This window comes from Erythrobacter sp. Dej080120_24 (assembly GCF_036322605.1).
GTDB lineage: Bacteria > Pseudomonadota > Alphaproteobacteria > Sphingomonadales > Sphingomonadaceae > Erythrobacter > Erythrobacter aurantius.
The window spans coordinates 2,993,511-3,004,993 of sequence record NZ_AP027262.1 but is presented as its reverse complement, the minus strand read 5'-3'; the positions used below and the strand labels follow the sequence as shown (position 1 = coordinate 3,004,993).

The following is an 11,483-nucleotide window of genomic DNA, read 5'->3' as shown; positions in this document are numbered from 1 at the left end:
CGGATGACACTACGCGCTCAAAGGTGACAGTTTGCGCGCCAATGGTGACAGTTCGCGCGCCAATGGTGACACAACGGAGGCTTTTTCCTCTGGACCGTGTTCCACCTGTTCCACCCTGTAGGGTTCGGGCGGCCAAGGAGTTTGAGGACGATTCGTCGCTGTCAGCGCAGCGGGGCGGTTTGCGGGCGGTCTCCGGCGCGGAAGATCAGCGTCTGGCGCTCGCCCCCGCTGCCGATGTTGACCCGGTTCTCCTGCCGCGCCCAGATGTCGGTCAGCAATTGCGAGCCGAGGCGCACATCGGCTCCGGGGCCGGGGGAGGGGCCTTCGAGGTAGATCACCAGATTGCCGCCGTCGATCTCGCTGCCGAGCAGGGTCAGCGCGACGGGCGCGCCGCCGCTTTCCAGCACGAACCGCTCCGCCAGATAGCGCACGAAGGCGCGGCGGCTCTCGATATCGCCGACGATGTCGGGCGCGGCGACGCCCTGCGATTTGAGCGCGTGTTCGGCATCGTGCAGAGGCACGAAGTGGATCACCTCCACCATGCCGGTGCGCGAATTGTGCGAGACATTGGTGATGGTGGTCTTCTGCTGGTGTGCCCATGCCGGTGCGGCAGCGGGGAACGCCAGCAGCAGCGCCGCCAGAAGCTGAAGGGCGAGGCGCGTCACTCGGCGGTTTCCTCCTCGGTCTTGCTCTCGCTCTCGTCCTTCTCCTGCACCAGCACTTCGGCCATCAGGTCGCGGCCGAAGCGCGAAGACGGCTCGGGGCTCTTGAAGGCCTCGACCCGGCTGTCGATGATGCGGCGCGGGTAGTGGTTGTTGTTGATGTCGGCATCAGCGGTTTCCCAATCAGGGTCGATCACCACTTCGGCCAGCTCCTTGCCCCTGGGGAAGACCAGCAGCTTGCTGACGTTGCGGGCGTTGCGGCGCCAGATTTCCGCCGGAATCATCATGCGTTCGCTGGTCCCGTCAGTGAAGCGCAGGTCGAGGATGATGGGCATGACAAGCCCGCCGATGTTGGAGAAGCTGAGCACGTAGTAATTGCTGTCCTCTTCCACCGCACGGTCGAACACGCGCCGCTCCCAGTCGTCGAGCCCTTCGAGGAAGCTCTCGTACCGCTTGGTGTCGCGCGGGGTGACGGTGAACTGGTCGTTGCTGTCGTAGAAGTCGGTGACGCCGGGGTTCTCCAGCACCCAGATCGGCAGGCCCTGTTCGCGGTTGAGCCGGACGCCGACCTTCTCGGGCTCATCGGCGAGCTCCTGGCGGCGGCGCGACAGGTCGATGTCGGGGTTCTGGGTGTCAAGCCGCAAGCGGTGGATGCTGTCGAGCGAGATGTCGACGTGATCGGTGGTGTAGAACCAGCCGCGCCAGAACCAGTCGAGATCGGTGCCCGAGGCTTCCTCCATGGTGCGGAAGAAGTCGGCAGGGGTGGGCCGCTTGAACCGCCACCGCCGCGCATATTCGCGCAGGGCAAAGTCGAACCGCTCGCGCCCGATCACCGTATCGCGCAGGATGTGATACGCGGCGGACGGCTTGCCATAGGCGTTGGGGCCAAGGTTCAGCACGCTGTCCGACTGGGTCATGATCGGAACCTGCTGGTCCGACGTCATGTAAGGGATGAGATCGCGCGGCAGGCTGCGGGTCCACGGCAGGTCCGGGTCCCATTCATAGCCGGCGACGCTGTCGAGGAAGGAGTTGATCCCTTCGTCCATCCACGTCCATTGCCGTTCATCGGAATTGACCGTCATCGGGAAGTAGATGTGGCCGATCTCGTGGATGACCACGCCAATCAGATAGACCTTCTCCGACAGCGAATAGGTGCGGCTGCCGTCTTCGTTGAGAGTGGTGCGCGGCCCGTTGAAGGTGATCATCGGGTATTCCATCCCGCCCACCGGACCGTTGACGGACTGCGCTGTGGGGTAGGGGTAATCGAAGCTGTAGCGCGAATAGACCTTCATCGTGTGGACCACGGCGGCGGTCGAGTACTTGCGCCACAGCTCGCCGCCTTCCTTGGGCCAGAACGACATCGCCATCACGGTTTCATGCTCCGCGCCGGGCTGCTTGTGGCCCTGCGCGTCCCAGATGAACTTGCGGCTGGAAGCCCAGGCGAAATCGCGCACGTTCTGCGCGGTGAAGCGCCAGGTCTTGTTGCCCGTGGGGCCGGTGGCTTCGTTGGCCTCGGCCTCTTCCGGGGTGACGATGAACACCGGCGTGTCCGAATTGCGCGCAGTCGCAAGGCGTTGGCGCTGGGTCGCGGTGAGAACCGCGGTGGGGTTTGCCAGCACGCCGGTGGACGACACGATGTGATCGTCGGGCACCGTCATGGTGACATCGTAATTCCCGAATTCGAGCGTGAACTCGCCCCGGCCAAGGAACTCCTTGTTGTGCCAGCCTTCATAGTCGGAATAGGCGACAAGGCGCGGGAACCACTGGGCAAAGAGGAAGATGTCGTTGCCGCCTTCGCGCGGATCGTCGGGGAAGTGTTCATAGCCGGACCGGGCGAAGATCACGTTCTCTTCGACGATGTTGTAAGCCCAGTCGATGTTGAACGATACGCTCTGGCCGGGGCGCAGCGGTGTTGGCAGGTCGATCCGCATCAGCGTGCCGACGATCGTGTGATCGAGCGTCGCGCCGCTGGGGAGCGTCACGCGGCCGATTTCATAGCCGTATTCATTGTCCGCCATCGCCTGCTGGCGGCGCAATTCCTCAAGCGAAAGCCGTGCCGGGGAATCGCCGCTGCCCGGCCCCATCGCCGGCCCGCGCCTGCCGGGACCGCCGAAAGTGGTGGTCAACTCCGACATCGAATCCTTGCGGAAGATGTTCTGATCCAGCTGCATCCAGATCCACGGCAGCGTGTCGGGCGAGTTGTTCTTGTAGGTTATCGTGGCGCGGGCGGTCAGCCGGCGGCGATCCTCGTCGAGACTGGCGGTGATCCGGTAATCGGCCTGCTGTTGCCAATACTGGTGTCCCGGAGCGCCGCTGGCGTTGCGGTAGACATTCGCATCGGGCAGCACTTCATCAAGCTGGCGGAACTTGTCTTCGAAATCGCCGCGGGTTTGCTGAATACCTTGGGCGGTGGCCGGTGTGACGATCAAGAGAGCGAGCAGGAAGGCGATCAGGCGCAATTGACATTCCTTTGTCGGTCGAAAGAGACAATGTATCGCGGGGGCTTCTGGCAGCGACCGCCCATTTCGACAATCCCTGTAAGCCGGATCAATGCCCCGATCCGGATTGCGATCCCGCCTAGCCGGATTCCGGTGGATCGGGAAATGTCGTTTGTCGGTCGCAATTGGCGGCTCGCCGATTGCAGGCGGGCGACATGATCGTGCAAATGCTGGGGAACCTTCAATGATCGGTTCTTGTTCTGGCACTGATCAAGGTGTCAACTTTCAGGAGAAGAAGATGCGGGCTGCATTGCTCACCGCCATTTCGGCATTCGCGCTTTCGGCGTCCCCGATCGCCGCGCAGGAGGCAAAGCCGGTCGAGGAACAGATCGGTGCAGGCGGGCGGCCGGTTGGTGCGAACTGGTCGCGCAGCCCGGTCTATTCGCAGCATGGCATTGCTGCGACCGCACACCCGCTGGCGACGCAGATTGCGCTTCAGATCCTGCGCGATGGCGGAAGCGCGGTGGATGCGGCGATCGCCGCCAATGCGGCGCTGGGCCTGATGGAGCCGACCGGCAACGGGATCGGCGGCGATCTGTTCGCGATCATCTACGATCCGAAGACGGGCCGTCTGCATGGCCTCAACGGTTCTGGTCGCTCACCGATGGGGCAGACGCTGGAAGACCTCCTTGCCAAACTTGGTGGAGAAACCTCGCTGCCCGCACTCGGGCCGCTGCCGGTCACGATCCCCGGCACGGTAGATGGCTGGTTCGCGATGCACGAACGTTTCGGCAAGCTGCCGATGAGCGATGTGCTGGCACCCACGGTCGAGTATGCGCGTGAAGGTCATCCGGTTGCGCCGGTGATCGCGATGTATTTCGCCCGCAACCTCGCCGGATTTGAGCGCCGTTCCGACCAGTTCGATTTCACCAATGCCCGCGCGACCTATTTCGCCGACGGCGCGCCCGAGGCGGGCGAAGTCTTTCGAAATCCCGATCTGGCGAACACGCTTGAGACAATCGGCCGCGAAGGCCGCGATGTCTTCTACAAGGGTGAACTTGCCCGCGTAATGGTGGACTATCTGCAAAGGCAGGGCTCGGCCTACACGCTGGAGGATTTCGCCGCGCATGAGAGCACATGGGTCGAACCTGCCTGCGCCGAATATCGCGACGGTTACGAGCTGTGTGAGCTTCCGCCCAACTCGCAAGGCTTCGCCGCGCTGCAGATGGTCAACATCCTGCGCAATGTCGATCTGTCGCAATGGGAACGCGGCAGTCCCGAGGTGATCCATTACATCACTGAAGCGAAGCGTCTGGCCTATGCGGATGTCGCCCGCTTCTACGCGGACCCGGATTTTGCCGCGCTGCCCGAAGAATTGTTGACGCCCGAGTATGGCGCGCAGCGTTTCGCCCTGATCGACCCTGAGCGCGCGACCCCTGAATTCGGCCCCGGCGAGCCGAAGCTGGAGGGCGAAGGGGATACCACCTATCTCACCGTTGCCGACAAGGACGGGATGATGGTGAGCCTGATCCAGTCGAATTATCGCGGCATGGGCGGCGGTCTGGTGCCTGACGGGTTGGGCTTCATGTTTCAGGATCGCGGCGAGTTGTTCAGCCTCGATCCCGCGCATCCCAATGCCTATGAACCGGGCAAGCGACCGTTTCACACGATCATTCCCGCCTTTGTGAAAAAGGATGGCCAGCCTTTGATGACGCTCGGCCTGATGGGCGGAGGCATGCAGCCGCAGGGGCATGTGCAGGTGCTGATCAATATGGTCGACTACGGCATGAACATTCAGGAAGCGGGCGATGCCGCGCGTATCAATCACGATGGCGGCAGGCAGCCGACAGAGCCTCTTGCAGGGCCTTCCGCCGATCCGCTCGGCACTCTCAATGTCGAACCGGGAATCCCGGCGGAGACGGTCCGTCGCCTGCGCGAAATGGGCCATGATGTCCGGGTGGTATCCGACGGGATCATGTTCGGCGGATATCAGGCAATCATGCGTGATCCGGAAACCGGGGTCTATTCCGGAGCTACCGAGATGCGCAAGGACGGGCAGGCCAGCGGTTATTGAGATTTAGGCCGGAGCCGGGTGGTTGGGGGATGCCCGGCTCCGGCCAGCGGCTTACGAAGCAAGCCGCTCGGGCTCGATCGTGTCGGACCATTCAAGGCCGGGCCGATAGCGCGCATCGACCTTGCCGTCCTTCAGCGTGAACAGGTGCAGCCAGCCATTGTCGAACAGGGCGCGCACTTCCGGGTGTCGTTCGAGAATGTCGGCAATCGCTTCGCGCGGTGCCTCGACCATGACAGACAGGCGCAGCGGTTCGTGGGCGAGGCTTTCCCCGTCGTGGACCGACTGCCACGGCAGGCCGGGACGCAGACGTCCGCTGTTGCCTTCGATCACGCCGATCCCGCCGGTGACGTTGTGGATCAGCTTGTTCCCGCCGCCGAACACTTCGGGCGCAACGCTGGAACCATAATATTGCAGGCTGATCCAGCTGGCGACGACGACGGGTGCGGTCATGATCAGTTCGAGCGTCGCAAAACCCTCGTCCGCCTGCCAGTCATAGCTGTGCAGGAAAGACCGCCCGCCAAGATCCTTGCCCGCAGTCGCTTCACGAGGGGCGGCGATGAAAGCGGCGCATCCGGCAAGGCCCCATTCCGGGCGCGTTTCGGCCCAGTTGAAGGCGCGCGCGGCAACATTGTTCCATTTCGCCCCGGGCAAACGCGCCGAACGCTCCGTGCGGGCAAAGCGGCCAGCGGTTGCAAGGAACCCGCTCACGCGGGCGATGTCGGACGCGCGATCTGCGGGCAAAGCGTCTTCGTAGATGGTGATTTCGTCCGTGGTCGTGTCGTGCAGACCGGCCACAAACAGCGTGTCCTCCGGAACTTCAATCCCGCGCGCCTTCAAGCCCTCGCGGGTTTCCGGATCGTTGAGCAATGTCGCCAGCACCCGGGCGGAGACTTCGCCCGTGTGCCCTCCGCAAGCGCCGCAGTGATAGGCGCTTTCGTGCGGGTTGTTGGTGACGTTGCCGCCATGACCCAGCAGCAGCACGATTTCCCCGTGGCCGGTGGTAAGGCTCATCGCCCTGAGCACGGCAGCGGCGGTATCGGCCTTGGCTTGGGCCGAAAGCCCGCCGACGATTTGCGGAGCAGGAGCGGTGGGCTTGTTCTTGGCTGCACCGCCCAGCGCGCTGCGCACCAGCTTGGCTGCGTACAGCGGTCCCATCGCTTCAACGAAGGCGAAGGAAGACACCGCTGCCTGCCGGAAACGGCCCCAGGCACGGCTGGTGCGCGCGGCGATGCGGCTGGCCTGATCCTTTGCCGGATCGCCCGCGCTGGTGGTTTCGATCGCGGGATTGAGCAGCACCGGAAGGCGCGCTTCGACGATGTCGGAGGCGTGCGTATGGTGTGCCAGCGGCAGGCCGAAGAAGCCCGCGAACCCGATCGTCTCAATCCCGTCGTCAACGCTTTCCAGCGCGCGGCGGAACACTTCGGAGCGCACGTCGATGCAGAACGCGGCTTGCAGGAACGGGCGGCGGTCCAGCGTGTCGCCTCCGTCGAGGGTCGCGATCAGGCTGCGCTGGTGCGCGCGCTCGGCTGCGTCCTGAAGGATCGCGAGGGTGATCTGGTCGAATGTCGGCGTAATCGGCTCTGCATGCGCGGCGAGGGTTTCCGCCCAGCGATCGGAGATCTGCGGGACGTGCTCCAGCAGCGCCTCCTCCCAGATCAGCCGGATGGCAAGAAGATCGGCAATCGTGCCATCGGTTTCGCCTGCCAGCTCTGCCTGCCACAGCAGCCAGCGCGCATGCTGCGACCATCCGCCAAGGCTCATGTAGAGGCGGTGAAACGCGGTCTGCGCCGCTTCGCCCGAAATTCCCAGAGCGTCCGCACAGGCGAGGATCGCGCGTTCGGTGGTGTCTGGGGCTGCGGCCACATGGGCGCAGAACCCTTTTAGCCCGGCAACTTCCGGGGTGAGGTCATGCACGGCCCATTCGCGCCATGCAACAAAGGCAGGCGTGCCCGGCGTGGGCGACCACAGCGCCTGACCCCGGTCGAACTGGCCGGCGGCCCAGCGACCCACGGTCTTGTCGATGATTGAGGGCCAGTCAATGCCCGTCGCTTCCGCCGCCAGATCGGCAATAGTGGGCAGGGCGGTTGCAGCCACCCCCGACCCCATGGCGCTGGCTGCAACCTTGAGCGCGGAAAGGCCGGACGGCTTGCCGGCGTGCGGCGATGCGTCAAGCGCTTCTGACAGGTCGTGATCTGTGATCCTCCCTTCGCGGATGGCAGTCGCAAAGTGCTGCGCGTCGAGCGTGACGGGGCAACCCGCAACCCGCGCCAGCCGCGCCTGCGTTGTGGCGAGGTCTTCACCGGTCTGGCCCAGGAAAGGATTGACCGCGACCGTCGCATCCAGCGGGAAGGCGGGCGGGATCGCCCGTGCAGCGGCCTCTGCAGCGCCGAGGATTTCCGAGAGGCGGACGGGGGTGATCTGCGAATGCTTCATGAACATGACTGGTCTGCCTTACGAATTGGAATTGGCTTTGCTGAACCCGCCAATGGCGCGATCAAGCAGGGCATTGAGGTAAAGGCCGTTGGCGAGGTGGACCCGCAGGCCCGCGGTTGACGGGTGGTGCGCCCACAGCGGGAACAGAGCCTGTGCAAAGGCGACAAGGCCAAAGGAGAGCACTGCGACCACGATCAGCGCCCATTCCAGCGGGCCTGGCGTGGGAGCGGCGGGCAAGCCCGGACCCCAGATGGCTTCGGCGATTGCCTGGAAGCTGAAATAGGCGATGGCGGCTGCCAGCGAGGCAGCAACGGTGCGCTTGGTAAGAGCAACCGGTGCAAGATCGGCAAGACCCTGAGCCACGAGATATGCGACGCCGAAGATCAGGATCGCACCCAGCGCCAGCGCCTGCGCGCTCTTGGGTCCGATGAAGATCGTGAACACCGTGGCAATCGCGGCATAGAGCACCAGTGCAAGGCCAAAGCTCTTTAGCACGGCGGGGACACTGGGCGCGGCAACCGGGCCGGGGCGGCGGATGCTGGCAACATCCTGCACCGCTCCGCCAGAGGACAGGAAAGCGTGCGCCTTGTAAAGCGAGTGGGCAACGATATGCAGCAGCGCCAGCGTCCACAGACCCAGCCCGCATTGCAACAGCATGAAGCCCATTTGCGAGACAGTCGACCAGGCGAGCGCGGTCTTCACGGCGTTCTGCGTCAGCATCACGGCAGCACCGAACAGCGCGGTCAGCCCGCCCAGCAGCACCAGCGCCGCCATCGAGCCGGTGCTGGCCTGAACCAGCGGCGCTGCGGTGATCAACAGGACGCCGCCTGAGTTGATGATACCCGCATGCAGCAGCGCGGACACCGGCGTCGGAGCTTCCATCACTTCCGTAAGCCAGCCATGCAGCGGGAAGGCGGCGGTCTTGAGCGCGGCGGCAAGGACGATGAATGCAACCGCCAGATTGCCTGCAAAGCCGAGACCCTCGGTGCTTGCTGTGGTGGTGATTGCGGCGATGTCGCTCGTGCCGAAGACCGCGAACAACAGCGATGCGGCGAGGATCAGCAGCATATCGCCCGAATACCAGACCAGCGCGAACTTGGTCGCCGCGCGCTGTGCCTCGGGGCGGTCAGGGTAGAATAGCAGCAGACGCTTCAGCGTCACGCCGACAGTCATGGCGGCAAGGATGATCGTTACCATGCTGCCCGCCTGCACGAACACCAGAACCGCAGCGAGCGTTGCCAGCATCAGACCATGGAACGCGCCTTCGCGTTCCTCACCATCAAGATAGGTGCGGCTGTAACGCATGACGATCCAGCCAATGAACCCGACCAGCAGAGCCATCGTCGCGCTGACCAGGTCGGCGCGAAGGGCGATGAGCAGCGGTTCCTGAAGGGCTGTCAGCCGCGCAGGCTCGCCAAGGATCACCTGAGCAAGGCCGATCATCGTCAGCACCATCGCACCAAATGCTGCCAGCTCTGAGAGGCGCGGCAGATTGCCGGGGCGTTTGCCGGGGCGGAACAGCGCGATCGCTCCCACAAGCAGCAGGATTACAGGGGCAATGTGCGACAGCGAGAATGCGAGCGGCATCTGGAACTCCGATGAAAACTTGCGCACCAGATAGAGGGTGGAATTCATCAAGAAAAATTCATATAATCGCACTAAGCATTCTATTTTGTGGAACTATGTCTAATCTCAACCTGCACCATCTTCGCCTGTTTCGCGCGGTTGCGCGGGAAGGCAATTTGACCGACGCGGCGCGGTCGCTGAACATCTCGCAATCGGCAGTTTCGACCCAGATCAGGACGCTTGAAGCCGCGCTGGGGCACGACCTGTTCGATCGGGTGGGGCGCACGCTGCAATTGACCGAAGCAGGGCGGATCGCGCTTGATCATGCCGACGAGATATTCCGGGCCGCCGATCACCTAACGGCAACGCTCAACCGGGCCGAAGGCCAACGCCGTGTCTTGCGCATCGGGGCGCTCGCCACCTTGTCGCGCAACTTCCAGATGCGTTTCCTCGAGCCTCTGCTGGGCCGGGACGATGTCGAGGTGGTTCTGCGATCAGGCACGCAGGAAAGCCTGTTGCGGCGGCTAGAGGCGCTTTCGCTCGACGTGGTGCTCACCAATCTGGTTCCGGCGCGTGATGCCGGCAGCCCTTATCTGGTGCGGCGGCTCGACGAACAGCCTGTCAGCCTTGTCGGCACGCCAGCCCGCAGATCGGGCGGCGGGGTCGAGCAATTGCTGGCAGAGAATCCGTTGATCCTGCCGACCCCTGAAACCGCGTTGAGGGCAGGTTTCGATGCGATGGTTGATCGCATGGGCATTGTACCGCGCATCGCGGCAGAGGGGGATGACATGGCGATGCTGCGCCTGCTGGCCCGTGCTGATGTCGGCCTTGCGGTGATTCCCCCGATCGTCGTCAAAGGCGAGTTGGAGAGCGGAATCCTTGTCGAACTGGAGCGTTTGACCGGCATCACGGAAGTTTTTTTCGCCGTCACGATGCGGCGGCGTTTTCCCAATCCGCTCATCAAAGACGTATTGCCGTAGCGTCAGGCGCAATTGGGTTGCTCGCAATCGAACAAGGCTTGCGCATAATCGGCGCAAAAGGGGCTTTGAGCACGGAACGCACCGTGGCAGGAAGCGTAGCAACTAAAGACTTAATTGGGAGACAGTCGCGATGAATCTCGAGTTCACGCAGGAAGAGATTGCGTTCCGTGAAGAGGTGCGCGCCTTTATCGAGGAAAACCACCCCAAGCATCTCGAAGGGATGGGCAACCGCGAGGACATGACGCCTGAGGACATGACGGCCTGGCACAAAATCCTTGGGCGCAAGGGCTGGTCGGCACCGGCATGGCCGGTCGAATATGGCGGCACCGGATGGACCCCGACGCAGCGGTATATCTGGTCCGAGGAAAACGCCCGCGTCGGCACGTTCATGCCGCTGCCGTTCGGCATTTCGATGGTCGGCCCGGTGATCTACACCTTCGGCAATAACGCGCAGAAGCAGCAGCACCTGCCCGGCATCCTGAGTGGCGATGTCTGGTGGTGCCAGGGCTATTCCGAGCCGGGCGCCGGTTCCGACCTCGCCAGCCTCAAGACGACGGCGGTGCGCGACGGCGATCACTACATCATCAACGGACAAAAGACCTGGACCACGCTGGCACAGCACGCCGATTGGGGTTTCTTCCTGTGCCGCACCGATCCGGATGCCGCCAAGCCGCAGGAAGGCATCAGCTTCATTTTGATCGACATGAAGACCCCGGGTGTCGAAGTGAAGCCGATAAAGCTGATCGACGGCGGACACGAAGTGAACGAAACCTGGCTCACCGATGTCCGTGTTCCGGTCGAAAACCTTGTCGGAGTTGAAAACCAGGGTTGGACCTACGCGAAGTTCCTGCTCGCGCATGAACGCAGCGGGATTGCAGGCGTCGCGCGTTCGAAGCGCGGAGTCGAAAAGCTGCGCGAAATCGCCGCGCAAGAGACGATCGACGGCAAGCCGCTGATCAGCGACTTCGATTTCGCACGCAAGGTCAGCCAGCTCGAGATCGACCTCGCCGCGCTCGAATACACCGAACTGCGCACTTTGGCTGGTGAACAGGCGGGCAAGGGGCCGGGGCCGGAAAGCTCGATCCTCAAGATCAAGGGCACCGAAATCCAGCAGCGCCTGACCGAGCTGACGCTGGAAGCCGTCGGCAGTTATGGCACGCCGATGTACGGCAGCATCGCTGATGTGGGATCGAACCAGTATCCGATCGGCCCGGACTACGCGCAGCTTTCCGCCGCGACCTATTTCAACATGCGCAAGACCTCGATCTATGGCGGATCGAATGAAATCCAGCGCAACATCATCACGAAAATGATCCTGGGCCTGTAACGG

At 63.3% G+C, this 11,483-nt stretch carries 7 protein-coding genes; 3 read left to right on the top strand and 4 right to left on the bottom strand.

All coding sequences use genetic code 11. The features are described from left to right. Positions 1-161: 161 nt before the first annotated feature. Positions 162-665, bottom strand: a complete 504-nt coding sequence (locus AABA34_RS14365) for a DUF6702 family protein (protein WP_338303173.1) — start codon at positions 663-665, stop codon at positions 162-164. Continuing rightward, positions 662-3,121: a M1 family metallopeptidase gene (locus AABA34_RS14360; RefSeq protein WP_338303172.1), complete on the bottom strand. Its 2,460-nt coding sequence runs from the start codon at positions 3,119-3,121 to the stop codon at positions 662-664. The genes AABA34_RS14365 and AABA34_RS14360 overlap by 4 nt, the downstream gene beginning before the upstream one ends. Positions 3,122-3,398: 277 nt before the next feature. Between AABA34_RS14360 and ggt the strand changes: the two genes are divergently transcribed. Then, positions 3,399-5,174 carry a gamma-glutamyltransferase gene (gene ggt / locus AABA34_RS14355; RefSeq protein WP_338303171.1) on the top strand — a complete coding sequence of 592 codons (1,776 nt, stop codon included), beginning with the start codon at positions 3,399-3,401 and terminating at the stop codon, positions 5,172-5,174. 51 nt (positions 5,175-5,225) lie between these two features. Here ggt and AABA34_RS14350 read toward each other — a convergent pair whose 3' ends face one another. Both AABA34_RS14350 and AABA34_RS14345 read right to left on the bottom strand, forming a co-directional pair. Beyond that, positions 5,226-7,613: a YbcC family protein gene (locus AABA34_RS14350; protein ID WP_338303170.1), complete on the bottom strand. Its 2,388-nt coding sequence runs from the start codon at positions 7,611-7,613 to the stop codon at positions 5,226-5,228. Positions 7,614-7,625: 12 nt separating this feature from the next. Then, the gene (locus AABA34_RS14345) at positions 7,626-9,242 is read right to left on the bottom strand and encodes a proton-conducting transporter transmembrane domain-containing protein (RefSeq protein WP_338303169.1); all 1,617 of its coding nucleotides are present in this window, start codon (positions 9,240-9,242) and stop codon (positions 7,626-7,628) included. Between the two features lie 47 nt (positions 9,243-9,289). On the opposite strand from AABA34_RS14345, the gene AABA34_RS14340 reads away from it, so the two are divergent. Together AABA34_RS14340 and AABA34_RS14335 are read left to right on the top strand one after the other, a co-directional pair. Then, the gene (locus AABA34_RS14340) at positions 9,290-10,153 is read left to right on the top strand and encodes a LysR family transcriptional regulator (protein ID WP_338303168.1); all 864 of its coding nucleotides are present in this window, start codon (positions 9,290-9,292) and stop codon (positions 10,151-10,153) included. Positions 10,154-10,283: 130 nt separating this feature from the next. Next, positions 10,284-11,480 carry an acyl-CoA dehydrogenase family protein gene (locus tag AABA34_RS14335; RefSeq protein ID WP_338303167.1) on the top strand — a complete coding sequence of 399 codons (1,197 nt, stop codon included), beginning with the start codon at positions 10,284-10,286 and terminating at the stop codon, positions 11,478-11,480. The last annotated feature ends 3 nt before the right edge of the window (positions 11,481-11,483 follow it).